The 25,427-nt window shown below is 37.9% G+C and carries 26 protein-coding genes and 2 pseudogenes; 6 read left to right on the forward strand and 22 right to left on the reverse strand.

The window, feature by feature from the left end:
* Positions 1–46 precede the first annotated feature (46 nt).
* The 3 genes from ACWYN3_RS09590 (at position 47) to ACWYN3_RS09600 (ending at position 1,670) form a co-directional block, all read left to right on the forward strand.
* Positions 47–265, forward strand: a complete 219-nt coding sequence (locus ACWYN3_RS09590; RefSeq protein WP_456220946.1) for a hypothetical protein — start codon at positions 47–49, stop codon at positions 263–265.
* 55 nt (positions 266–320) lie between these two features.
* Positions 321–782, forward strand: coding sequence for a hypothetical protein (locus ACWYN3_RS09595; protein WP_456220947.1), 462 nt, complete (start codon positions 321–323; stop codon positions 780–782).
* Between the two features lie 558 nt (positions 783–1,340).
* Positions 1,341–1,670, forward strand: a complete 330-nt coding sequence (locus ACWYN3_RS09600; protein WP_456220948.1) for a hypothetical protein — start codon at positions 1,341–1,343, stop codon at positions 1,668–1,670.
* Here the strand turns inward: ACWYN3_RS09600 and ACWYN3_RS09605 are convergent, their stop codons facing one another.
* The gene (locus ACWYN3_RS09605) at positions 1,671–2,960 is read right to left on the reverse strand and encodes a hypothetical protein (RefSeq protein ID WP_456220949.1); all 1,290 of its coding nucleotides are present in this window, start codon (positions 2,958–2,960) and stop codon (positions 1,671–1,673) included. It lies immediately after the preceding gene.
* Between the two features lie 246 nt (positions 2,961–3,206).
* On the opposite strand from ACWYN3_RS09605, the gene ACWYN3_RS09610 reads away from it, so the two are divergent.
* On the forward strand, positions 3,207–4,406 hold the full coding sequence (locus ACWYN3_RS09610; RefSeq protein WP_456220950.1) for a metallophosphoesterase: 1,200 nt from the start codon (positions 3,207–3,209) through the stop codon (positions 4,404–4,406).
* 65 nt (positions 4,407–4,471) lie between these two features.
* On the opposite strand, the gene ACWYN3_RS09615 is transcribed toward ACWYN3_RS09610, so the two are convergent.
* The 4 genes from ACWYN3_RS09615 to ACWYN3_RS09630 all read right to left on the reverse strand — a co-directional run bounded on the left by ACWYN3_RS09615 (position 4,472) and on the right by ACWYN3_RS09630 (position 8,281).
* Entirely contained in the window at positions 4,472–4,816 is a 345-nt protein-coding gene (locus ACWYN3_RS09615; RefSeq protein WP_456220951.1) for a hypothetical protein, read from the reverse strand.
* Between the two features lie 61 nt (positions 4,817–4,877).
* Positions 4,878–5,276 (reverse strand): hypothetical protein, encoded by a 399-nt coding sequence (locus ACWYN3_RS09620; RefSeq protein WP_456220952.1) that lies wholly within the window; start codon positions 5,274–5,276, stop codon positions 4,878–4,880.
* On the reverse strand, positions 5,269–7,299 hold the full coding sequence (locus ACWYN3_RS09625; RefSeq protein WP_456220953.1) for a glycosyltransferase: 2,031 nt from the start codon (positions 7,297–7,299) through the stop codon (positions 5,269–5,271). Before ACWYN3_RS09625 ends, ACWYN3_RS09620 begins: the two co-directional genes overlap by 8 nt.
* Complete coding sequence (locus tag ACWYN3_RS09630) at positions 7,271–8,281, reverse strand: glycosyl hydrolase family 18 protein (protein WP_456220954.1); 1,011 nt, start codon at positions 8,279–8,281, stop codon at positions 7,271–7,273. The genes ACWYN3_RS09625 and ACWYN3_RS09630 overlap by 29 nt, the downstream gene beginning before the upstream one ends.
* A gap of 223 nt (positions 8,282–8,504) precedes the next feature.
* On the opposite strand from ACWYN3_RS09630, the pseudogene dinB reads away from it, so the two are divergent.
* Together dinB and ACWYN3_RS09640 are read left to right on the forward strand one after the other, a co-directional pair.
* Positions 8,505–9,555: pseudogene (gene dinB / locus ACWYN3_RS09635) on the forward strand (DNA polymerase IV).
* A gap of 14 nt (positions 9,556–9,569) precedes the next feature.
* Positions 9,570–10,148, forward strand: a complete 579-nt coding sequence (locus tag ACWYN3_RS09640; RefSeq protein ID WP_456220955.1) for a pentapeptide repeat-containing protein — start codon at positions 9,570–9,572, stop codon at positions 10,146–10,148.
* A gap of 104 nt (positions 10,149–10,252) precedes the next feature.
* On the opposite strand, the gene ACWYN3_RS09645 is transcribed toward ACWYN3_RS09640, so the two are convergent.
* The 17 genes and pseudogenes from ACWYN3_RS09645 to ACWYN3_RS09725 all read right to left on the reverse strand — a co-directional run bounded on the left by ACWYN3_RS09645 (position 10,253) and on the right by ACWYN3_RS09725 (position 25,278).
* Complete coding sequence (locus tag ACWYN3_RS09645; RefSeq protein ID WP_456220956.1) at positions 10,253–11,245, reverse strand: esterase-like activity of phytase family protein; 993 nt, start codon at positions 11,243–11,245, stop codon at positions 10,253–10,255.
* 258 nt (positions 11,246–11,503) lie between these two features.
* On the reverse strand, positions 11,504–12,295 hold the full coding sequence (locus ACWYN3_RS09650; RefSeq protein ID WP_456220957.1) for a M12 family metallopeptidase: 792 nt from the start codon (positions 12,293–12,295) through the stop codon (positions 11,504–11,506).
* 385 nt (positions 12,296–12,680) lie between these two features.
* Positions 12,681–14,147 carry an IS1182 family transposase gene (locus ACWYN3_RS09655; protein WP_456220958.1) on the reverse strand — a complete coding sequence of 489 codons (1,467 nt, stop codon included), beginning with the start codon at positions 14,145–14,147 and terminating at the stop codon, positions 12,681–12,683.
* Between the two features lie 149 nt (positions 14,148–14,296).
* Positions 14,297–14,800, reverse strand: a pseudogene (locus ACWYN3_RS09660) (M12 family metallopeptidase); the annotation flags it as partial.
* A gap of 18 nt (positions 14,801–14,818) precedes the next feature.
* A complete protein-coding gene (locus ACWYN3_RS09665) occupies positions 14,819–15,094 on the reverse strand; it encodes a hypothetical protein (protein WP_456220959.1) in 276 nt (91 codons plus the stop codon).
* Positions 15,095–15,160: 66 nt separating this feature from the next.
* Positions 15,161–16,309 (reverse strand): cytochrome-c peroxidase, encoded by a 1,149-nt coding sequence (locus ACWYN3_RS09670; protein ID WP_456220960.1) that lies wholly within the window; start codon positions 16,307–16,309, stop codon positions 15,161–15,163.
* Positions 16,303–16,812, reverse strand: coding sequence for a hypothetical protein (locus tag ACWYN3_RS09675; protein WP_456220961.1), 510 nt, complete (start codon positions 16,810–16,812; stop codon positions 16,303–16,305). The genes ACWYN3_RS09670 and ACWYN3_RS09675 overlap by 7 nt, the downstream gene beginning before the upstream one ends.
* Complete coding sequence (locus tag ACWYN3_RS09680) at positions 16,812–17,027, reverse strand: hypothetical protein (RefSeq protein WP_456220962.1); 216 nt, start codon at positions 17,025–17,027, stop codon at positions 16,812–16,814. Before ACWYN3_RS09680 ends, ACWYN3_RS09675 begins: the two co-directional genes overlap by 1 nt.
* Positions 17,014–17,196: a hypothetical protein gene (locus tag ACWYN3_RS09685; RefSeq protein WP_456220963.1), complete on the reverse strand. Its 183-nt coding sequence runs from the start codon at positions 17,194–17,196 to the stop codon at positions 17,014–17,016. The genes ACWYN3_RS09680 and ACWYN3_RS09685 overlap by 14 nt, the downstream gene beginning before the upstream one ends.
* Before the next feature lie 111 nt (positions 17,197–17,307).
* Complete coding sequence (locus ACWYN3_RS09690; RefSeq protein ID WP_456220964.1) at positions 17,308–18,366, reverse strand: purple acid phosphatase family protein; 1,059 nt, start codon at positions 18,364–18,366, stop codon at positions 17,308–17,310.
* A 42-nt stretch (positions 18,367–18,408) separates the two neighbouring features.
* Complete coding sequence (locus ACWYN3_RS09695; RefSeq protein WP_456220965.1) at positions 18,409–18,786, reverse strand: phytase; 378 nt, start codon at positions 18,784–18,786, stop codon at positions 18,409–18,411.
* Positions 18,787–18,796: 10 nt separating this feature from the next.
* On the reverse strand, positions 18,797–19,414 hold the full coding sequence (locus ACWYN3_RS09700; protein ID WP_456220966.1) for a phytase: 618 nt from the start codon (positions 19,412–19,414) through the stop codon (positions 18,797–18,799).
* A 118-nt stretch (positions 19,415–19,532) separates the two neighbouring features.
* Positions 19,533–20,795, reverse strand: a complete 1,263-nt coding sequence (locus ACWYN3_RS09705) for a right-handed parallel beta-helix repeat-containing protein (protein ID WP_456220967.1) — start codon at positions 20,793–20,795, stop codon at positions 19,533–19,535.
* A gap of 26 nt (positions 20,796–20,821) precedes the next feature.
* Positions 20,822–21,115, reverse strand: coding sequence for a hypothetical protein (locus tag ACWYN3_RS09710; protein WP_456220968.1), 294 nt, complete (start codon positions 21,113–21,115; stop codon positions 20,822–20,824).
* 209 nt (positions 21,116–21,324) lie between these two features.
* Positions 21,325–23,586 carry a TonB-dependent receptor domain-containing protein gene (locus tag ACWYN3_RS09715; RefSeq protein WP_456220969.1) on the reverse strand — a complete coding sequence of 754 codons (2,262 nt, stop codon included), beginning with the start codon at positions 23,584–23,586 and terminating at the stop codon, positions 21,325–21,327.
* A 265-nt stretch (positions 23,587–23,851) separates the two neighbouring features.
* Positions 23,852–24,751 (reverse strand): helix-turn-helix transcriptional regulator, encoded by a 900-nt coding sequence (locus ACWYN3_RS09720; protein ID WP_456220970.1) that lies wholly within the window; start codon positions 24,749–24,751, stop codon positions 23,852–23,854.
* Positions 24,752–24,774: 23 nt separating this feature from the next.
* The gene (locus ACWYN3_RS09725; RefSeq protein ID WP_456220971.1) at positions 24,775–25,278 is read right to left on the reverse strand and encodes a tetratricopeptide repeat protein; all 504 of its coding nucleotides are present in this window, start codon (positions 25,276–25,278) and stop codon (positions 24,775–24,777) included.
* Positions 25,279–25,427 lie beyond the last annotated feature (149 nt).

Genomic DNA, 25,427 nt, shown 5'->3' on the forward strand with positions numbered 1-25,427 from the left:
AATTGATACATGTTATCATTTGCTTAAAAAATACGAGGCTATTGTCATGGAAGACGACGATTCTGATAGTACTGATTACCGTAAAGCTATTGCCCTTGAAAAAAGTCTTACAGAAAAAATAGACAGTCTTGAATCATCTTCAAAGATAACCATGACCGATCAAATCGAAAGAGTCAATCATATCTCATCAAAATTCGATTTACTCTATAGTATCGCCACAGAAAGACGCGTACGAATGAAACAATCGAAACTTAAAAAGAAATAAAGACTCAATACCAAACTTTTAAAAAATCAGATTCTGGGTAACCGGCAAGACGAAAATGAATAACTTCCATTTTACAACATTCAAAGAACTTTTAGCTATTGAGAGTTTTAACAAATCCTGGGAAGCCATATTCCCAAATCAGCATGAAGAATTTGAAGACGAATCAGTTTTCCTGGTCTGTAATGGCGATGCCGGTTTTAAAACCCATTTAAGACTTGACATTGATCTGGGCTGGTCCGGCAATGATAAAAAATGGATCAAACAATTTCCCGGCTTGCAGCTTCAGAATTCAGATGAACGTATAGAAGGTTTAGTGATTTTGGGGAACCTCTCTGTAAAGGGGTGTATCATTAACGAAGAGGGAGATTACGGTGCGTTTCTATATGTATCAGGTCAAATTACCTGTCAGAGCTTAGTAGCTGGCGGATCTGTTATTTATGTTAAAGGAGATATCAATACCGAAGAAGTGTTCATTAGTCATTATAACCATGGATATTTTAAGTGTGATGGACTGTAACCTCTCCGATACTGATAATCAATGATCATTATACGGAGGTTAATCAATATAAGTCCGGCTTATTTTATTACAATGATAAAACTGGTGAATGTCCTCCTGAAAACGCATGTTACACAGATGAAGAAACTGGCGAAGACTGGCAATGTGCTGTTAAGCTGACCAAACTTTTAGACAACCCCACTCCTACGTTTGAAGATCTGATCTTCGACCTGAATGATGGCGAGTATGTATTATCCACAGCAACACAATTGCCTCATAAAGATGAAGCCTACTGGTTACAAAAAAAATATATAATTACTGGAATAATTTAAATCGTATTCCAGAAGAATTTATAACACAACACTTCTTTGAAAAAGCTTATGAGAAATATGGCGCTTATTGCTTCTCTTATTTTCCCGAAAGTTTCATAAGCCCTGTTTTGTGTGAACAGGTCATACAAAAATCTGGTACAAACCTCAAACATATTCCAGAACATTTGATTACTAAGGATCTTTTTGTTTGCTGGCCGCCAGACATCAAACCAATATATCATCCATACCTTCCGCCTATCTGGACAAAATGCTGATCAAAGAAATCATTCATTATAACGAGTCTGAAATGTCAGATGTCCCACCTCAATTTATGACAGAAGAGCTTTTAATAGACTATGTAAAATTAGGCCGTGGATTATGGTTAGATAAATATTGTGAAATTGCTAACGTATCAAAAATCACAGTACTTCTTAAAGCACTGGACTCAGGGATTGAATATATAGAAGAAATCTGGGGCTTTCATTTTCGGGAAGAGGTATATCTTTATGCCAAAAAACTATACGACAACCAGGAAAATGAAACCATATGGAATAAATATGCAGAAAAATTTCAGAGGAAAATTGACCGTCTTTCCTGATCAGGAAATAATAAAAAATTCCGGAAAAAAGTTCATCAATTCTGCAATTCCCCATATCAGCAAAGCCATGCCTAAAATTCCAGGAATTTTCCTATGCTCCCAATTCCAGCCCAGTAAAGATGGAATCTCCCAATATTTAATTAGTACATAAAGAAATAGCCCGCCCAAACCAGACCAGCTAATCAGATTAATCCCTAGTTTACTACCTGCAAGTACACAGGCGCACAGATATACAATTGTAATCAGCTGCACCCATATATAATTTTTAACGCCACTATTACCTGAGAAAAAGTCATCAACTGAAAAGCAAAGCAATAAAAATATCAGCAACAGAGTAATTGTCACTAAAGGCGGTACCGGTATCACAGGTATAAATAACAGAGCAGCCCACAATAATATTGTCAGAACAATATAAGAAGCTAATACGACATTTTTGTTCTGGTACTTAGTAGGGAAAGGTATGAATAATCTACCCAACCGGGGTAAAAGCCAGTTTATTGGAGGAAATGAATATAATGTAATTAATGCCAGTACCGTTATTTCAAAAGGGTACCATGAATCTTCACATTGATAGATTAACCATCCCATTGCCAATACAGTAGTCAATGAGGCATAGTTAGTTACCTTCAGCAAAATCTCTTTCGTACTGAAGTCCCTGAAATTATTACTAAAAGCACTCCAGTATAATTTATGAAAGCTTCTACTTGTAGTCATCGCTGTTAACTGTGTCCAGAGTAAAACAAGGCCAAGCTGTAAAGTTATTGTACGGAACATCAGATCCTTTACTCCTATTCCCCAGATAAGTGCAATTAATGCAATTAACAACAACAGAACCCTAAGGATCTTAGGTGAAAAGAGCACCCGGAATACCGGGGTCAGATACTTAACTGCCAGATCGTATATTCTATACCAGAAACGCTTTAAAAGAGCTAGTAATGCCCCTACTGCAATTAAAGCCGCTGCTCCCATTAAAAGACGGGATGCCGTAAATATTCCCATTAATGCTTGCAGACGCGAAGGTTGTTTAATATCGTAAACCAATTCCGTATTAGCTAATAAATCAGCAGACAAGATATTTGCCTGTTCTTTAGTCAGCTTATTTAATTCCGTATGATGTTTAGTCCAATAACTATTTGCTGTTGCAGTATCACTATAGGTATGTAAAGTGCCATATTGATACAAAACGGTCTTCTGTCTGGCCGATAGCCCTGTCATTATTTTCGCCAGATCATAATCAGTTGCAGGCGCTGCACGCAGAATCAATAAAAGGAAAACTAGTATCTTAAACATTCAAACAGGTTATAATTCGTCTAAGATATCAATTCTCCAAAAAGAATCCAGTTAACCAACCATATCATTTCTGGCTATGCATAGTTTTGAATAAGGTTTAACATGTGTAAGGCATTTATGTTGGAAGGGGGTTGGAAGGGCGAATCGCCCTTCCAACCCCCTTCCAACATAAATGGCAACCAGACCACAACCAGACTCGTTAATGACATTCGGTTGATTAATAATTATTTATATTTATCGCACATTATGAAAAGAAAAATCAATCTCCTTCCCATTATACTTTTTGCAGTCGTTATATTCCTGTTAAACTGGTACGTTCTTTCAGGATTATTATTAATTTTAAGCGCTTCAAGTTTCACTACCCCTTTATTCTGCTTGTTTATCCTGGCTGCTATCGGATCACTTTTTTTAGCGATCAGAAGAATGAACAAACATGGGATGGACTGGTTTTTTAAGATTTCAAGCCACCTCCTGCTTACACTTTTTGCCGCTGAAGTTGTCCTGTCAATTTTCTTGCTTATAGGCGATGTTCCAAGAATATTTACAGGAACGGGAAGAAATGTTTACTGGGTAGAAGTCTCTTTTTTGATGTTTCTGTTAACTATTTTCCTTTTTGTTTATGGAATGATTTTCGGAAAGTACAACTACAAAGTAATTAACCATACACTTTATTTCGATGACCTGCCAGACAAATTTGACGGATTTAAACTGGCACAGATTTCCGATGTCCATGCTGGCAGTTTCAATAATCCATCGGCGGTACAAAGAGGCATCACATTAATCAATCAGCAAAAGGCCGATTTATTTGTATTTACAGGTGACCTGGTCAATAATAAAGCCGAAGAAATTAAACCCTGGATCAGTTACTTTTCACAAATTAAAGCCCCATATGGACAGTTTTCCATTTTAGGCAACCACGATTATGGTGATTATATCAAATGGGAAAATGATAGTGAGAAAGTAAAAAACCTTGAACAGTTAAAAGCTTACCATAAAGATTTAGGCTTTAAATTACTTTTAGATACACATGTTGAGATTAAAAAAGATGATCAAAAGATCATCCTTGCTGGTGTAGAGAACTGGGGGCTTGGTTTTGGCGAAAGAGGCGATTTAAAAAGATCTTTAAGCGGCACAGTCAGTTCTGACTTTAAGATCTTATTATCACACGATCCAAGCCACTGGGAAGAACAAGTTAAGGTCTTCGGCAATAAAGTACAACTTACCCTTTCAGGTCATACCCACGGCATGCAGTTCGGTCTGGAAGCATTTGGAATTAAATGGAGCCCGGTTAAATACCGTTACGCACATTGGGCAGGTATAAAAGAAAACGAAAACGAAAGAATCCTGAATATTAACAGAGGTTTTGGCTTCCTTGGCTTTTCAGGAAGAATAGGGATCTGGCCGGAAATCACAGTGATAGAACTCAAGAAAACCTCTGGCAGGTAATCAAGCAGCTATCAAAAAAACGGCGGCCCGGTAATCTCTTACCGGGCCGCCGTTTTTATAAAATATTATTTAGCTTCAACAGCGTAAATATAAATTTTGCTATTTCTAACAGGCTGACCTTTAATGGCCAGGTATTCACCTCTGTTATCTCTTAATGCTTTGATCTCAAACGGGTCATTTTCCTTAGCTCCAAGATCAAAAGCAATTTTCAATCTATCAATATGTGTATCAGCATTAACTTTCCATTTTTTCTCCTGGTAAAGGAAATAAGCGAAAATTACACGAGTATCTCCTTTAGTTTTTCCATCTAATCTTACAAAGATTGGGTTGGCTTTTTTTAAAGGCTCAACAGCTTTTAAATAGAATTCATTAAAATCTGCAAATATTTGTTTTGCGTTATTGTTAGTCATATTATTATTCTTTCGTATTGTGTATATTAATGTATTATATTTTATTAGACTATATCAGTTGTTAAGGCTGTTCCTTTACGTTTCCGGTACGTTTTAAAACACCCCAGCCTTCTAATTCACCCTTTAATGCCTTACGCACTGATCTGAACAACACCAGGTACATCAGCTGTCTCCAGTAAAAACGTTGAGGAATGATATAAATCAGTTTCTTATAAGGCTCCTTCTCCATTCTGAACGCTATTCCCGCAAAGAATAAATCTATCAGGATAAATATGCAATAGAAGAAGAATACCTGTCCAAATCCATTATCCAAACTTAACAGACTACCCATTCCCTCTAGTGTAAGTGAATTTACGGAAGATAAAGAGAACAGACCTGTAATAATAGAAAGTACCATAAAGAAATCCGCCAGCGGCGAAAACAATGGAAGGATAATCTGGTAGATCAGGATATTAGGCATCCCCACCATTCCAAATAACCATACATTTTTTTTTATTTAAGATTGTTTTCCTGTTTTTCCAGAAACTCTGCATGACACCAAAACTCCATCTCAGACGTTGTTTCAACAACATATTTACCGTTTCAGGGGCCTCAGTATAAGCAATCGCAGTATCACAGTTTCTTACCGTGTAACCAGCTCTCAAAATACGCATAGTCAAATCACAGTCTTCGGCCAGTGTATCCGTAGTAAAACCACCTACTTCCTGTATCACCTGTTTCCTGAAAGCACCAATCGCACCCGGTACCACAGTAATCGTATTCAGGATATCAAATGCCCTTCTGTCCATATTCTGAGCTGTAATATACTCAATAGACTGCCAGTTTGTAATCAGGTTAATCTTATTACCAACCTTTACTGTACCGGCTACCGCTGCTATATCATCCTCATAGAAATAACGCATCAGTTCTGTTATTGCATCAGTTTTCAATTGTGTATCCGCATCAATACAGATGACGAAATCGGTCTCAGAAAGTGCAATACCAAAGTTTAACGCAGAAGCTTTCCCCCCGTTTGGCTTAGTATATATTTTGATATTTGGCATATGGCTGAAATGCGCATTGACCAGTTCAACTGTACGATCCGAAGAACCATCATCCACAAAAATGAACTCTGTATTCTTGTAAGTAGTTTTCAGCAAACTGTTTAAAGTTTGTACAACCGTTACCTCCTCATTATAAGCAGGAATGATAATACTCACTTTCATATCAGGATCTTTTAACAAGAGTAAAGCATCTTTTTTACCTGCCATTTTCTGCTTAACAGCGAGGATAGCAATAAAAATGCTTCTTAGCATGGCCAGGATAATAGCCATGATAAACACATAGTTCAGAATTAAGGTCCCATAAGAGAACACATTCAGGAAAAGCGTATTTCCAGAAGTAATAAAGCTATTGCCACCTTTACTTACCGGAGGCATCAATTCATCTTTTTTCTTTCCGATCAGGTTTCCTATAGTTACAAACTCATACCCTTTAGCTTTGAAATACTTGATAATTCTTGGCAAAGCTTCCACAGTTGCTGAACGATTACCACCAGCATCATGCAGTAAGAGTACATTTCCATTATCCTGATATTTAACAACTGCATTAAAAATCTCATCCGCAGTAATTCCCGGCTGCCAGTCCTGAGGGTCAATAGATTCTCCTATATTAATATAGTTCTGGTCTCTGCTTTGCGCAACCGGTAAAATCTCCGCCGAAGTAGAAGGTTCAGCATCAGCATTAAACGGAGGCCTGAATAAAATTGTGCTATGCCCGGTAACAGCTTCAATCAGTTTTCTAGTCGCATTTAGTTCAAAATTCACACGTTCAGGCCCAACTTTTGACATATCAGGGTGGAAAAACGTATGGTTTCCAATCTCATAACCTAGTTTAAACTCTCTTAGCAGCAGTTCCATATTCTGCTCAGCCATAATTCCTACAACAAAAAAACTGCCAGGAACTTTTTCTTTCTGTAAAACATCAATGATCTGAGGCGTATAAATCGGATCAGGTCCATCATCAAAAGTCAATACTATTTTTTTCTCAGCATGTCCATATCTGCGGATACTGTATTTTGTTGGCAAATCGACATAGGTCTGATTGGCAATCACAAAATTCACTGTATCCAGGTGAACATCGATTTTACCTTGCTTAGGTACTGAAACTAAATCCAGTACTTCACCTTCTCCAGAGTAATCTATTCTATCATTTAAACCAATATGAGTCAGTTTTTTCAGGTCTACACCGCTTTTTCTTACTGAGTCAATACTCAAATCTTTAGAAATGAACGTCCATAATCTTGGATCTTCAGCCCCCATACGCCAGATGGCTATACCAGCAACATCCCAGTCATCTGCTTTTCTGATCAGGTTAAAATTGGTTGCAGCATCAGTAAAAAACACCTGGTGATGCAAGCCCGATTCATCTGTATAATTATAGTTCAGGTTTGCTGAAACCGGGTCGTATTTAATCTTACCACCATACCTGTTTGCGTTTTGCAATAGCCTGCTGGTACGTTACATTTTTACCGACATCCTTATCAGGCCAGTCATATCCATAACAAGCTAATGCAAGAATCACTTTTTCAGAAGAGATCTTTGCACATATTTTATCCAGCTGTTCTTCTACCCATTGCTGGTGAGAAACATCACCTGCATTACTATTTTCACTATGCTGATCATAAGCCATAACAAAAACGTAATCATTATATTTTTCCAGTAAGGGAAGATTATAATCGTCATTTTCCGGAGAAATGTCCTGTGTGACAATCAGGTTCTGAGCATGTAACTTATCATATAGATTTTTCTGAAATGCAGCCAGTGGTGCATCAGACTTCTCTTTAATCTCTTCAAAATCAATATTTACTCCATGAAAGCCGTATTTTTTCAGAGACTTAATCAGGTTATTAATAAACCTGTTTTGTAAGGGTTTATTTTGAAGTAACTTATGGATTGCATTCCCATCAAAACGATCTACACTAAAATTAGAGACCATCGCTATGGCCACTTTTTTATGTTTATTGATCACTTTCATGGCCTCTGCATTGACCTGGTCAATCAAAGTATCTGCACCATTTTTGATAAAGAAAGACTCCGTAACCACCATATCAAGGTGTTTAATATTATCTCTTAAATCAGTTAGCGACTGCGGGTCCCAGTTCACATAAAAACCAGCGTTGATCCTGGCTTTATTATTAGGGTGTTTAAGCCGGTTCAGTTTTTGATGCTCTTGTATGTGCAGCAATCTCTTTTTAGAGATTTTAAAATCTGAATATGTTTGCGATTTCTTAATTTCCTCAATCTGTTTCTTGCTTAAAGTAGCCGTACTATTGATGATAGGCAAATTAGGATAATGATTAGAAAGCAGCGTATAAGCTACGCATGCAGAAGCAATAATGAATACTATAAGGAGCATTCTGGTAACCCATTGAAAAGTAATCCATCTGCTTTTCTTTGTGGTTTGAAAAATCTGTTTTTCGGGCATTTGTGGAATAAATAATTATTATTCAAGATTAAACTATAGCCTTTTCCCTCTTGAGGCAAGAAGAAATATTGAAAGAGCAATAATTATAAAAATCCTAATATTGTTCAAATATAAGGAGAATTTGACAAAAAAACCGGAGATAATGGGGAGATTTACAGAACCAAAAATCAGGATGTCAGTTACAGTAGAGAAAACTATTCAGCGAAAAATTATTCACATTGATATGGATGCATTTTATGCGACTGTAGAACAGCGTGATTTTCCTGAATACAAAGGCAAACCAGTGGTGGTTGGCGGCTCTCCTGATGGCCGTGGCGTAGTCGCTACAGCAAGCTATGAAGCACGTGAATTTGGTATTCACTCTGCAATGTCTTCCCGTAAAGCTATACAACTCTGCCCCCATGCTATATTTGTATGGCCAAGATTTGATGCCTACAAAAGCGTTTCCGTGAGTATCAGAGAAATATTCAGCCGTTATACCGATCTGATCGAACCACTTTCTTTAGATGAAGCTTTTTAGACGTAACTACTGATAAACTCAATATTGGTTCTGCACTGGAAATCGCAAAACAAATTAAAGATGCGATTAAAAATGAGCTGAACCTTTCCGCCTCAGCTGGGGTGTCCAGCAATAAATTTGTGGCTAAGATCGCTTCAGACATGAATAAGCCAGATGGACTAACTTTTATCGGCCCCTCTAAAATTAACGCTTTTATGGAGAAGCTACCCGTGGAAAAGTTTTTCGGTGTAGGTAAGGTAACAGCAGACAAAATGAAAAAAATGGGGCTGTATAATGGAGCTGACCTCAAAAAACTATCGGAACAGGAATTGGTTCGTAAATTCGGTAAAACAGGGAAATTCTATTATAAAATTGTCAGGGGAATCGATGATCGTCCTGTGCAGCCACACCGTTTAACCAAGTCCCTGAGTGTAGAAGATACCTTTGGCAAAGACCTGGTTACGATGGAAGAGCTAGTCGCTGAGCTGGAACAGATTGCAGAGAAAGTCGCAGAAGACTGGAAAAAAGCAGGTTAAAAGGAAAAACGATAACGCTTAAGCTCAGGTATGATGATTTTAAACAACTGACCAGGAACCAGTCCTTTGTTAATCCTGTAGCAGATTATGCTTCAATTATTACCGCTGCCAAAGAGTTACTGTTAAAAGTAGAAACAGAAGACAGAAAAATCCGTTTGCTCGGAATTACCTTAAGCAATTTTGGAACACAGATTTCTACCGGAAAATTTGTAGATCCTGATCAGATGGAGTTATTTTAATAAAAATCAATAATATGGCACAAGTATTTATAGAAGAAGAAACATTTGACAAGATAGATTTTACACAAAACCCATTAGAAAAGGGCGAATATGAGTATTGCACCTTCAAAAATTGCGATTTTTCCAATGCAGACCTTTCCGGGTTTGTATTTCTGGAATGCGAATTTTCAGATTGTAACCTCAGTTTAGCCAAACTAACAAAAACAGCATTTAGAGAAGTTAAGTTCAAGAACAGCAAAATGCTGCTGGGGCTATCTTTTGAGAACTGCAATGAGTTTGGTTTAGCAGTTTCATTTAACAATTGTACGCTTGATCATTGCTCTTTTTACCAGGCCAAGTTGAAAAAGACATCTTTTAAAGACTCCAAAATTCATCAGGCAGATTTCACAGAAGCAGATTTAAGCAGTTCAGTTTTTGATAACTGCGATCTGACAAGAGCTACTTTCGAAAATACAATTCTTGAAAAAACTGACTTTATAACTGCCTATAACTACTCCATTGATCCGGAATTAAACAGGATCAAAAAAGCAAAATTCTCAATGGCTGGAATAGCTGGTCTTTTAGACAAATATGATATTGAAATCAAACCATAAAGCTTTTCCGGAACAATAAGTTCATTGATTTTCCGAAACAACGAACTTACTAAGGAATAACCTCAAACAGCATAAACTGGCTTTGTTCTTTCTTATAGAAGTTATTATCCGCTACAAATATCACGGTTTGATGTCCGTTTGGCAAAATGGGGCCCTAAAGTGGCCCCTTCAATATTATCAATATAAATGCCCAGATCATCCATATTCAGCAGCAATTTCTTTTTCACAGGATGACCCGCAGGGTTATCCTTTAAAGATTTTGTGGTCATAATATTAGTAGCATCCTGCAAATCAGCCAGAAATACTTTAACATTAGTACCATCCCGCCCTGCCGAATAAGAACGCTCTGTGATCAGCATACGATTATTACCTAACCAGAGTATGTCCGGAATTCCATTATTATACTCACCACCTTCTTTATCAGGCGATAAAGCAACCGGCTCTAACTCATAAGCATATTGGGCAGTATTCAATTTAGTTTTTAAATCAAATTGATAAATCCTGATAAAAGCCTTATTTCTGACAAATTCAGCACGCGGCCCATCCTGATATAATGGTTCTTCAAGATTGACATACAGAGTTTTAAAATCGTCGGCAAAAGTAAGGCCCTCTAAAACTCCATTTCTTCTGGGGCCGCTTTCTATACCATGCATCCTAAGATTATCTGGTAACGGAATAGTATCCGCATACTTCCCATTGGTAGAAATTATATTGATCGTTGGATCAATCAGCGTAGTATCCCCGTTTTTAATCAGCCGCTCCCCTTCACTTGTCCAGATCAGTTGTTTGGTTAAACCATTATAGCGCATGGCTTCCGGATCTGTAGTCCGTGTTGCATGAACACTCAATTTAGGATAAGCTGAACCATCTTTCTGATACAGGGTTTTCACCCCCGTTATGGTTACTTTACTAATTCCCGAAGCTGACAATGTAATTTTAGCAGTATAAAACCTTGCCGGATTTATAGTTGACCGGTCATCACAAATCATATAATAGCCGTTGTTTTCCGGATCAAAGTCTATAGCAGACAACCCTCCTACCGTCGTTCCTTTAAATTGCTGATTATGAGGCAAAACATAGGTGTTAATATATTTCAATCCACTAACTGAAGATAAAACCTGTTGTTTAGCGGGTATATTTCTGGTAACGAACAGCCTCCAAGAATTAAGGTTATTAAAAAAGCGAAGATTATTTTAGAACGTGCAGCGTAACTTAACATATAATCGGATTTAAACAGGAATTGAAATCAGCTCCTGAAAAACACCGCTAATATACGACTGAAACAAAAAAAGGGTGCAAATTGCACCCTTTTTTTTTAAAAATAACAAAGTTCAGAAATTAACTCATTTTTCTGATTAACTTCTACCTGGGTAGTAAGTTTTCATGTATAAAACATCTTTCGCAGAAATTGTTGTGTTATTAGCTGCGATAGTTTTATTATTTGTAGTAAAACGGGCTTCAACCGGATAATGCATAATAGATGAAGAATCATAAGCAGTATAGTTTAAGCCTGTTCTTGATTCTACAGCAAGTACATTGAAATCAACGTCTTCTTTAGACCAGTTGTTAGGTGGGCCCATATAGTAATCATACACCGCCTGAGTATTCCATGGAATATTAGCATCAGGGTGAGACTGCTCATGGTTAAGTCCTAAAGCGTGGCCAAATTCATGCGTAACTGTTCTTCTGAACTCTGTATCGCTGGTGTTGTCATTAAACCAGCCATAGTTCATTGAAGGGGAGTAATTTTTAGATTCCTTACCCACATAAGACCAGGAACCATCATTTGCGAATGCGATTTTAATATCAGCCGCTGCATTGTCTGCAACGAATGAAAAAGTAACATTTGCAGAAGTTTCCCAGGTTTTAGCATACTGCTTTACTTTACTGCGGACATAGGCTGAACCTCCCGAAAAGCGGACTTTAATTGTACTTCCATTTGTCCAGAGTTGATTTGCGGGGCCGTTCGCCTCGGTCGCAGGGCCATTATGCGCAGGCACCTTCATTTGGCAGGTAAAATCTGTGTGCAATCCAGTTTCCTGCACTTTTTGATTGTTGTCAACCGGCGCTGAATTTTCAGCATTTTTTTTACAGCTGGTCAGGCAGAAAAGCGCTGCTGCGCTAATCCAAAGAAATTTGTTTTTCATTTTAATAGATTTAGTTGTATAGGTATCAGCAATTTAGGAATATTATTTCTATTACAAAATGTTTTTTGAATAATCTATCAATTTCTTGTAAAAAAAAATGAATAATTATATATTGAAAAGAAAAATAATGCGCCTTACTTACATTAATAAGCTGTATTACAGTCATATGATACAAAAACAAAAAAGGGTGCCTAATTAATTAGAGGGCACTGAAAAAGTTCCTCTTTAATGGGTAACATTCTAAAGCGATTAAGTAAAACATGATTTTTACTTAATCTTTTTTTTTTTATTGGCTATGGAATCGTGAGTAATACCTGCGGATGAACTGGCGCTAAAAAAGGGCGATAACTGGTCTGATAGCCCGTTTCCTTTCGGTTTTACAGACTTAGGTGGTTAATTTGATGATTCTCTTTAAATTAACAGTGAATATGGCGATTGCTCCCTGCATCTGCATATTTGTAATGCCATAGGATGTCGCCCGTCCATAACCATGTACATTTTTTAACTCACTTTTTTTCGCTTCGATTTTATATCGATGTTTGGCCTTTTCTTTAAAGTAATCTGTTTGCTGGAAAGCTTGTTGCTCCTGATGTATGGTTGATTTTATAGTTACTGCATAAGTTTTTGCCTTAGCTCCAGGTTTATAACACCCCTGTTTTAATGGACAGGTCTTACATTTTTCAACGTCAAAATAGTAAGTGTACGATTGATTTTGACCAATATTCTTCTTCCCCTGCCGCGCTTTTCGGATGGCCATGTGTCCGGCGGGACATACAAACATATCAGCATCTTTATTATAATCGAACTTGTCTTCTTCCTTTCTAAACCCCTGGGTTATTGAAGGGTTCAGCTTTGCTACTATCTTTATGTTCTGATCGTCGTTGTCTTTCAGTATAAGGTTTTCCTTACCGGAATAAGCTGAATCACCGATTATCGTATCTACCTCGATTCCATTATCCTGACTTATTTCCAATAGCATTGGCAGTTCAGGGCCATCACCTTTTTCACCAGAGGTGACCACTGCAGCTGTAATGATGCGTTCCTCTGTCATGGCCAGGTGGGTCTTGTAGCCAAAGAATTTGCTGTCAGCTGATTTATGACCGGTTCTGGCATCCGTATCTTTAGAGAGCGTATAGTTTTCCTGTGTATCTTCCACAGTCTCTTTCAATAGATTTAACTTCTCTTTGATCGCTGGAATTGAACTTAATGTATGATCTGATTCAATAAGCTTTTCAAGCTCCTTACAGTAAGCCAATTCCTTTTCCAGCTCAGCCGAATCGTTCTTTTTCGGCATGCGCTCTTTCATCTCTTCATCTATACTGTAAACCGCTTTTCGCAACAACTTTGAGCGTTCTCTCAGCACCTCAACTACGGAATATGGATTTGATCTGGACAGAGAATGGGTAGCATCAACAATAATAGATCTGGACTTAATAATACCCTTTTCAAGGGCTATAGCGACCGTTTTTCCGATCAGCAGGTTCAATAAATCTGTATCCTTCAAACGGAGCTTTCGGAACTTTCGGAACTTAGTCAATGAACTGGAATTGATAACTTCATCCTCAGGAGCCATGTCAAGGAAATATTTGAAGGACATATCGTAGCGCGAGCGCTCAACCACATCAACGTCCGAAACAGTATAGATTGTTTTCAACAACAGGTATTTGAACATGCGCACGGGACTTTCCGACATACGCCCATTATTTGAACAGTATTTGTCCAGCAGTTCTTCGTAGATAAAGGTGAAATCTATCAGTTCGCTGATCTTGCGAAGCAGATTGTCCTTGGGAATGATCAGGTCATATAACCTCGAAAAGGAACTGAACTGAAGTTCTTGTTGTTGAGCTAACATCTAAAAGCATTTCTAAATCGAACTTTAAGATAAAAAAAAGCGAGCAGTAAACCTTAGTTTTTCTGCTCGCTTTTTAACCTTTAAATCTAAAGGACTTTTTCAGTGCCCTCATTAATTAAGCACCCCCTTCTTGTTAATTTTATTAATGATTAGCTTCTTCCCGGATAATAAGTTTTCATGTATAAAACATCCTTAGCCGAGATAGTGGTGTTATTCGCTGCTATAGTTGTATTATTCGTAGTAAAACGAGCCTGCACAGCGTAATGCATAATAGACGAGGAATCATAGGCCGTGTAATTTAATCCAGTCCTTGATTCAACACGAAGTACATTAAAATCAATTTGAGATTTAGACCAGTTGTTAGGCGGGCCCATATAGTAATCATATACAGCCTGAGTATTCCATGGAATATTGGCATCAGGGTGAGACTGCTCATGGTTAAGCCCTAAAGCATGACCAAATTCATGTGTAATAGTTCTTCTGAATTCTGTATCGCTTGTATTATCAGTAAACCAGCCATAATTCATTGATGGAGAATACTGTTTAGACGTAGTCCCAATATAAGACCATGACCCAGCCCCACTTGTAAAGCCTACTTTAATATCGGCGGCAGCATTATCGGCAACAAAAGAGAAAGTCACATTTGCAGAAGCTTCCCAGCTTTTAGCATACTACTGTTTCACTTTCTCACGAACCAATGCAGACCCACCAATAAAACGTACTTTGATCGTACTTCCATTTGTCCAAAGCTTGTTGGATGGACCATTGGATTCAGTTGTAGGGCCACCTGGTTCAGGCTGCTTCATTTCACAGACAAACTCTGTGTGTAAACCTGATTCCTGTACTTTCTTGTCATTGTCTACGGGTACAGAATTGTCTGCATTTTTCTTACAGCTGGTCAGGCAGAACAGTACGGCAGTACTGAGTAATAGAAATTTGTTTTTCATAAAAATAGATTTTTTGTATAGATGTAAAGCAAGCTAAAAAAAATTATTTTTTATTGTTATATATAATTATAGATTATCTGTTAATGATTTCATAAAATCAACAATATCCTTCATTTCTTTTTCTGATAAGTTTAAAGGCTTGGCTGATAGTGTTTGCCCGGGAAGATCAAGCCCCAAACCAGCTCCGCCGCCTTTATTATAAAAGTCAACCACCTGGTATAAATCTTTAAATCCTCCATTATGCATATAAGGGGCTGTCATTTCTACATTGCGGACTGTGGGGGTTTTAAATGCAGCTTCATAATAGTTGATAGGAAAAAAAAAATCATGCCTGCCCCTGTCCATATCTTTTTTCACCTGCTTGAAATCAGCATTAGCTGGAGTACCCAATACCTCATATTCCGTTAATTTATAATAAGGAGGAATCAAACCATTAAAAAGAGGTGCAAAATGACAACTTCCACAAGCTGCTTTCCCCATAAATAAATTAAAACCCTTAATAGCAGAGGTCTTCATCGCTTTTGAATCACCATTCATATACCTGTCAAAAGCAGAATTCCTGGGATTAAGCTCACCGACATAGGCAGCCAACGCATCAGCTATAGTTTCTATATTGATTGTCAAACCTGGAAATACTCGACGAAAATCATTCCGGTAATCTTCTGATTTACTGAGCTCAGTGGCGATCACCTGATGTTTTCCATTCATTTCGACAGGATTAGAAATTACTGCTTTAATTTGTTCCTGCAAGCTTTTCGCACGTCCATCCCAGAACTGGCTATATTGAAAACCACTATATAATAAAGTTGGTGCATTTCTGGAAACAAAACTCTGTTCGTCAAAAGCCGCACTGGTTTTTAATTGTTCACTAAAATATTGATCAGGATGATGACAGCTTGCACAACTTCTTTTTAAATTCCCTGACAATGATCTTTCAGCAAAAAGCTTTTTTCCTAAAGCGGCCATTTCAGCAGTTCTGTTTGCAGCGCCGGGAAACACATTTGAGGGGATAGCATCAGGGCTAAAAATATGTTTAGCCCCATAATTTAGTATACTCCTCTCCTGAAAATCTGATTTTGAAGATCTTATAAAATCTCTGAGCTGTTCCTGTAATGGCAGCGCATAACTTTTTAAAAAAACCATCCGGTCAAAACTATCAAAGTCAGGATGTTTATATAAGTAATTGACTGTGGAATTCAACTGCTGATTCAGCACAGCCGATTCTGATTATCTTTTCTCAAAAACGGCGATAATACCTTTTGAATAGCTAATATACTTTCATAAGATTCTTCTATCCCGCTCTTCAGTTCCGGCGCATCATATCCCGTAATACTTAAGGTAATGACTTTAACCAGCTCTAAACGTACACTTTCAAATATCTGTCCATCGTTCGCTTCAAAGCTATAAAGTAAAGAAGGTAAGTCTGCAGCCGACGAGGAAAGCAATTCTGCTTGTTCGGCTAAATCTTTTTGATGCAGCAAAGGTTTAGTATCAAACAACATGGCTTCCATCACCTGAAACCCTGAAGGTTCCTGGTATTCCATATAAGGTTCTTCAACCTCTATTTTTGCTGGTCTGTTATAAATCAAGGAAGAGCTATGGAAAAAATAATCCATAAAAAACTCTATTCTTTTATAAGCCATCCGGCTGTTCTTCAATGCTTTTTTAGCGTCGTTAATCCGCTTAGTAACATCACTAATATGTGCTGTATAGTTCATTACTTAGCACTGCTTTGCGGATCTTTCTTAAGCAGCGCAACGGCCTTTTGCAACTCACGCGTACTTTGCTCAAACTGGATGAAACTGACTTTCATTTCATCTATCAAAGGTATTAAACCTACACTGTCTGTTGATTCCTTTAAACCCAAAACAACAGACAGACAGGTTATCAATAATAAAAACTGGATTATAATTTTCAGTTTATTTCGGTACATGAGCTTTCGCAGCTGGTTTCACAATCGTAAACTGATCCCGGATTTCTCCATCAGCGCATACCCATTTTAAGTCCAGACGGTTACCTTCTACCTCTAAAAATACTCGCTCCTCCATGCTCAGCATCAGAGAAATACATCGCCTTGTGCGGATATGTTTCCTGTTTTCCACCTAATTTACCTGCGGAACCACTGACTACATATACAGTTCCCTGGTTATTTAAAGGGTTTTTCTGATAAGGAGCAGAGTCTTTACTCCCATCATTTCTTCCGGAAGAAGTACTCAGGTTATTATTTTAGCATCAAAAGTATTAGCCGGGCCATAATGTCCTTTCATCATTCTGCTCCGCTCATAATCGTGACTATGGCCATTCAAGACAAGGTCAACCCCTTCACGCTCAATAATCCTGATAAAGTTTTCCCTGATTTTAACCAGTTCTTCTTCCTGATCTGAATTATGTGATCCCATAGTATAAGGCGGATGATGCCAGAAAGCAATGACCCAGCCCTTATTCCTGTTTTCGGCCAGATCTTTCTTAATCCAGTTCACCTGCGGGCCCAAAGTATCATATAAGCGGTACGTTTGTTCTTCTTTCCCATAAGAATCCAGTGACAGGAAATGTATATTTCCAATATCAAAAGAATAAAAAGCCTGTGTATGAGAAGGTGTACCACCTGATTCACCATTTACCGGCATAGAGAAATTCTGGTAATAAGCAGTTTCATGGGTTTCCTGTGCATGTTTTGCAGAAAGATCCGTATCATGGTAATCATGATTTCCGGGAGCCGGAAATAAAGGATACTTTTTTAACAGGTCATCCTTATAGATATTGAAAAATTTACTCTGAAATTCTGAATCTGTTCCATCAGAATAAGCATTATCACCTAACAAAATCCATGCGGTCAGGTCATTTTCACCCACATATTTGATAACCTGTTCTTTTACCCGGCGCTGATTGATTGAATTGTCTCCACAATCACCAAGAGCCGCAATCCGGTAATGCCCTGTTTTCCCAGATTCCGGTAAGGTCACAAAGTAATTGTCCTGGTTTCCCTGCAAGGTATCTTTTAAACCTCCTATTGCATAATAGTATTTTGTTGCAGGTAAAAGACCTTTTAACTGTATCTGATGCTCAGTTAGTAAAACACGATCTTCAGTTGACTGATCCAGTTTGCCCGGGGTTGTGCCATACCAGACTTTGCTCCTTGCAGATACATCAGTTCTCCAGCGGATCAATATCCCTGTACTGCTTGCGACTTGTAAATAAGGTCCGCGAATGAGCTTCACAGGCTCAGTCGCAGCCCCTTTTTGTTTCTCCTGCGCAAATAACATCATAGTCATTGCGCAGGAAAAAAAAATAACAATATTGATTTTTTGATCATCTTATTTTTTAAGCTTAAGGTCTTTACCAGCTATATCTTCCCAGCGGTAATAATGAAAAGTCTTATCATCACTCATCACCACAAAAAGGCCATGTTTAAAGTTATCATTTAAAGGTACATTCACAACATCCGATCCATCGCTATGCCCGGCACTTACCTTTACAATTTTCAATAACTCATGTTCAAAAGGATTTTTCGCCGTACCTGCTCTGCTAAAAATCTGGAAACGGTTAGCACCCTGATCTGAAACCAGTATATAACCCTCAGTTGCAGTAGTTTTGTAAATAGAAATGCCTTCATGGTCTTCCTTAAAACCAGTCGTACCAAACAAAGCCAGTTCTTCATTTCCCTTATCAGGATCTGCATAATACTGACGCACCCCGAATTGCTCATCTGAATAATAGATATAACCAGTTCAGTTCATTATCAACCGCAATCGCTTCAATTTCCTTTTTACCGCTGTAGTTTCCAAATTTACGTACTAATTCTGCTTTGACATGTCCCGTTCCATCGTCAGTCAATAAATACTGCCATAAATAAGAACCGTCTTTAGGGCCCGTTTTACGGCCTGCAATCGCATACATTTTACCTGTTTTGCTGGTATAAATTGAAATGCCCATCAGGTCTCTGAATTCAGGTGCAGTTTCGCCTTCGAACATCGGTAAACCGCCTTGATCAACAGGTTTCATATCAGGTAAAGAAAAGATCCTCAGCTTATGGGTGATGCGCTCTGTGGTTACCGCAACATCAGTTGCTTTTCCATTAAGCATCAAACCATAAGCGACATCTACGTTATTTGGTCTTTTAAGATCTTTTACAACAAGATCATGCTGAATCTTACCTTGTAAGTCAAAAACATATAATGCACCGTTAGCAGACTTGTCTGTACCTATAACGAGACTTTTCGATGCATCTGCCGGATTAATCCAGATTGCGGGATCATCAGAATCGAATTGTACTTTTTCGGATATAATTACTGGTTTAATAGTTATTGAATCGGCTTTCACCGCTAATGAGCCTCGATGAGTCAGTTTTTCACTGCAACCTGCAAACAAAAAAGGTAAAGCTATAAAGAGAAATTTTGAATAGTATCTTAACATAAATATTTAGAATGATGTCTGTTGATTATTTTAATCCAAATGCCCCAATATTGACAGATGGTGCAGGCGAAGCATATAAAATCCCATTTACGGTTAATCCGTCTGGAAAATTACGGACAAAAGCCGTTGTACCTTTGTTTAAAGCTGGTGAACCTGGTAGTAAATGAAAATCCCAGCTTTCGTTCAATGTAGAATTATCAGTTGCCGTAGCAACCGGATAATTCACAAATTTAGGGTCATTCTCTCCTGCAAGTTTACCGATCACATCATTAGTTCCGGTAATAATATCAGTCTTAGGCTGAAACTGATCCACAGTAGCCTGACTATATCCGTAATATAAAGAGTTTTTAAATACAGAACGCTTATCCTCAGGAAGTTTCAGATCTCTTTTAATCCCAAAACGGGTATTTGCAAAAAGATTATTATATAATTCTGCATAGATTGATGATTCCAGCCATACAGAACCTCCTTTTGCCGTAGGTCTTCTCCATCCTGTATTGAGCATTGTATTGTTATAAGCGACTACATGCGCCTGTGGTGTACGGTCACCAACATTAGAAAGCTTAAGTGCATTCGTATTGGTTGCATAAAACAAATTATAACTTACATCTGCCAGACATCCTGATTTGATATTAATTCCTTCACCACCTACTAAACCAGTACTATAAAACCTGTTATTGGAAAAGATAATCTTTCCACCTTCAATATAGGTACAATCATCTCTGAAATATCTGAAAGTGCTATTAGTCACAACCAGTTTACCTTTTACATTCGAAAACCACAGCCCAGGTGTATTCTCTCCACTTTTAGCTTTATACAAACCCATTTTCACTGATGTTGATGCTTCCGTAGTTGCACCGCCTCCGTATTCAACTATCGTATTGTCCAGTAACAATTCTGAACAGCTCGTTGCTGCCAGTATCCCTCCCCAAAGTCTACCGAACTTGTTAGCCGCAGTTCTGTAATTTTCCTCTACGGTGATTTTAACAGGGCTTGCTGCTGTACCCATGGAATATAAATTTCCCAAAACAATGAATTCTGGTTTTGATACGGTATCCATAATCACAGTTACCCCCTCTTCAATAACCAGTGATTTTGCTGATGGAATGATAATATCACCTGTTACCCTGACAACACTACCTTTAGTCCAGATTCCAAATACTTCGCCCGAAATACCATTTCCATTTTGCACGACCGGAGACGTATCTACATCTTTATTAGCCTTTTTACAGCTCGTAAACAGTGCAGTCATTAAGACTGCTGCTATCAATAATCTATTTATATTCATCTTATTCTATATGGTTAAATTATAATTTATACGCAACGCAAGCCTATCAGGTAAGTCTGCTCATAAAAATCCTTGCGGATAAGCGTTTCACTGCCACCTTCTTTCTGTTGTGGCAAGCCTATATTTAAGTCATTTTTACCCTTGATAAACAATTCATTAGGTGTGTTCAGTAGATTTCCAGCTTTAACAAAAATGCTGATGTTATTCTTAAATTTCTTTTCTACAGATGCATCCATTTGTATAAAGCCTTTTTGCCATAGATCATTGTCCACAAACTGAGAAATTGTATTGATACGTTCTCCTGTATAAGATCCCGCCAATTGTGCATCCCATCCATGTTTACTGTCTTTGTAAAGCAGAGATATATTTCCGGTATGTGCTGACTGACCAAATAACGGCCTGCTTTGCTCTACATTAATTAACTGAAGATCACCAGTCTCAGTTCTGATCCTGCTGCTCTTATCAGTCGTAATCCTTGAATGGGTATAGGTATAATTTGCTTTGATCCCTATTTTATTGAAGAATTTGATTAATCCACTTCTAAACCATAATTTTTTGCTGTCCCGAAATTCCCTGGTGTATAATATTGATCCTGCCCCCTTGTAGCATCAGCCTGAATGGTATACTCAATCGGATCTTTAATCTTCTTATAAAATGCGCCTACCAACAACTGATCAGTACTGTTAGGGAATAATTCGTACCGTAAATCAAAATTATCTGCAATTGCACGTTTCAAATCAGGATTACCCCGCTCCTGGTACTCTTCATTTACAGTTTTTGAAGGTACTATTTCATAAAAACCAGGACGGTTTACAGACCGGAAATAAGTTGCCCTTAGATTTTCATTTTTACTCAAGCCATATTTCAAATTCAGACTTGGAAGCAGATCTGTATATACCTGGCTACCGGCAGGTTTTGACTCGCCGGCAGGAAATAAAAGATTATATCCCTGGTTGGTATGTTCTATTCTTGCCCCGCCTATTACTTCCAGTTTAGCAATCTTGAAATTGAACATTCCATATCCGGCAGTAGTTTTTTCAGAGGCGTCATAAGTTAATGGATTCGCTACCGCACCTTTTGGATTCTGAACTTCCCAGACAATGTCTGTATAACTCATAAAATCCTTACCGTATAATCCAGCCCTGTTTAATGGATAAAGTACATAATTGTTATAGAAACTACTTCTTTGTTTGTCTCTGTATAGTCCTCCGCCAGTAAAATCAACCTTTGTCCCTGCAATGTCTGCCGTATAAGTGATATCCAGATAACCGGCTTTATCTTCATCTGTGTTTCTTGACCACCTGTGATCACTTTCTTTAGCTGTTGTACGATTGTTTATGAAATCTCTGCGTGTTCCGTTTAAAGTGATTGTCGTTTCATCAGGCACATCATTTTTTGCCGTAGAATAAACCGCTGACCACTGTATTTTTAATTTTTCCGGAATCAGTGTATGTTCTCCATGCAATGTGCTGTTATAGATTTGCTGTTCTGTAAATCTTGAACGCGTAGCATAAGAAATCTCCGCACTCCCTGCTGCAGCATTGTATTCTGAAGTCGCGAAATTTGTTGTAATCTGATCACGTGTCTGAATACTGGTTAGGTTCACATAGGAATTAACCAGTGAAAGCTTGTTCCTGTCATTAAAAGTATAATCAATTTTACCATGCAAACCATATCTCTTCTGTTGTTCACTAAACTGTCTGTCGGCCATTGAAGTAATCCGTGAATACTTGTCTGTTTCAGCAACGGCTGAATTGAAAAAAGTACTGTTTGTACCACGATAAGTATTCTGATAACTACCTGCGATTAACACGCCCAGTTTATTATTCAGAAAGCGCTGACCAATAGAAATCCCGCCTACTAAATTCGGATCTGCCTGTTTTGATTTATAATCGGTTGTACCTTTTGAGAAATCAGCCGCTTTAGCATCATAACTTCTGCCATTGACTTCATAAGGTGATTTAAAATTAACAGCCCCCGCATCAAAAGCAAGAAATTTACGGTCAAAAAGCATCTGACTATAACCTGTAGCTAAATTCGCATTGATCTGCAATTTTGATGGCGCATCTTTCATCACCATATTTACTACACCACCAACCGCATCACCTTCCATATTAGGCGTCAATGATTTGTAAACTTCTAAACGTTCCAGTAATTCGGAAGGAAAGATATCCAGTGGCACATATCTGAATTTGTTATCGGGACTTGGTATTTTGATCCCATTGACCAAAGTATAATTATAACGTTTGTCCATCCCTCTTAAAATAGCATACTGGCCATCTCCATTATTACTTCTCTCTATCGTCACACCAGAAATCCTTTGTATTGCATTAGCAACGGTTAAATCAGGTGATACCTCCATTGCTCTGCCGGAAACAACATTCATGACCTGCATAGATTTTTGCTCGATTTTTCTGGCAGTACGTTCTGTAGAACCTTCTTGTTTGGCTGCAATGACAATTTCACTCAGATCATTGCTATTGTCTTCACTGAGGTATACATTAAGTGAAGGATTATGTTCCTTTTCTTTCTCAGCAGCAATCTGTTTGGTAAATGTCTTATAGCTGATATAAGAAACCTTAATAGTAAAAGTTCCGGCTTTAACATGTTTAAACTCGAAGGAACCATCCAAACCAGTCATTGTGGTTTGTGTGGTGTTTTCCAACCGAACCGAAGCACCAATCAGGGCCTCACCTGTTCGGTGATCATATACGTGTCCTTTAATGTTACCGGCTTTTGCCACCGCAATGCTTAAGAATAAGCAAAGAATCGTTTGTAAAATTAATTTCATTGTTCAAATTGTTTGTTTGTTTGTGAGCGTGATTTTTAATCGCTGCGTCAAATGTGTAGGAACATTTCTGAATTGGCTAGCAGTTGCCGTGTACAAAATGTAAACACCGTGAACAAGACTGTATACAAAGCGCATACAGCGTATACACCAATATCTCAATAAGCTGATAATCAAGATAATAAAAAGAACAAAAACCGCCATTATCATTCAGTTAGCGTAACATTAAGAAATTGTTAATGAGCAGATTCTTTGCTTTTTTAAGAGATTATATGGTTTGAATGAAGTTACTCAGATTATCTCCCTGACTAATATTTAGCTTTTTGCGTAACCTATATCTGGCTACCCGCAGACTATCCTGGGAAATACCAAAGATCACAGCCATATCTTTAGAGCTCATATTCATTTTAAGCAAGGCAATCAACCGGATATCATTTACAGTAAGGTCTTCACAATGCGCTTTAAGACTATCGAAAAATGATTGGTGCAGTTGTTCAAATACCTGTGTAAAATCTTTCCATTGCTGGTCATGGTTAATATTCTGATTAATCTGTCTGACCAGTTGTAATAATTGTCGCTTCTGATCCCGCTTATCTTCCTTAATCATCTCATCAAGCTTATTCCTCATATTATCGAGGAAATTATTATGCTGAATAACCTGCAGGGTATGCGTAGTCAGTTCCCGGCTTTTATGTTCCAGCTGCTCCTGCTGTGCACGGCTCAACTGTTCATTCTTTTCAGCAATTGCAATATTCTCTCTCAGCTTCAAACGCTGTCTGGAAATAGTCAGCAGTCCCATAACAATTAATAAAACAATGACGACCACAACCGCTATGCTGATAATCAGATTTACCTTCCTGCTATTTTCCAAAGCAGCGATCTCATCATTTTTCTTATCAATGTTATAAATAACCTGCAAAAAGGACATCTGCTTATTATTTTCATCAGAATACAGATGAAGCAAATGTTTACGGCTCAGCTCCATATAATAATAAGCACTGTCATTTTGACTAAGCAGATTGTGTGATTTTGCAATATCCCGGTAAGCAGAAGCTTGCTGATATTCATTTTTAGTAGCTATAGATAAACTCAATGCTTTTCGTGTAAACTTTAATCCTTGTTTATAGTCACCTGTTTTACGCAGAATGTCACCCAGATTATTAATCACCTCAATACTGGAAACCTCATTATTTACTGCTTTATATAAAAGCAGCGATTCATTAAAATAGTACCTGGCGGAGTCATACGTACCAGATCTTCATGAATACTCCCCAGGTTTTCATAGATTTTGGCTACCCCCTGCTTATATCCGGCTTTTTGATATTCATTTAAAGCGTGCCGCTGATAATAAAAAGCACTGTCATAACGCTGTTGTTTTTCATAAAGATGACCTATATGACCGTAGGTCTCTCCTAAACCAATCTTGTTACCAGTGGTTTTATAAAGCAACAGTGCCTGGTCATATTGTTTCCTGGAAGACATTTTATTGAAGTTCTGATAATATACAACCCCCATATCATTAAAATTATCAGCCAGCAAGTTCTTTTCTTCCAGCTGTCTGAACAGCTTATCTGCCTGCTGATGATATTCCAGCGATTGTGCATAATGACCTTGTGCGTAACAAATTTTCCCCATTTGCTGCAAACACACCCCTATAGTTTTTCTATCATTGTCTATCAAGGCTTTGCGATACATTTTCTTAAGCAGTACAAATGCCGAATCGGGAAAACGATTACTTAACTCTAAGTGCGTTTCAGTTCTTGTTCAGGAGCCTCCTTTGCTTCCATTTTGACAAAATGGAATAAACAGATTAAAAGTAAAAACCCTGTTTTGAGGTCAAATTT

This window comes from Pedobacter sp. NJ-S-72 (assembly GCF_053890575.1).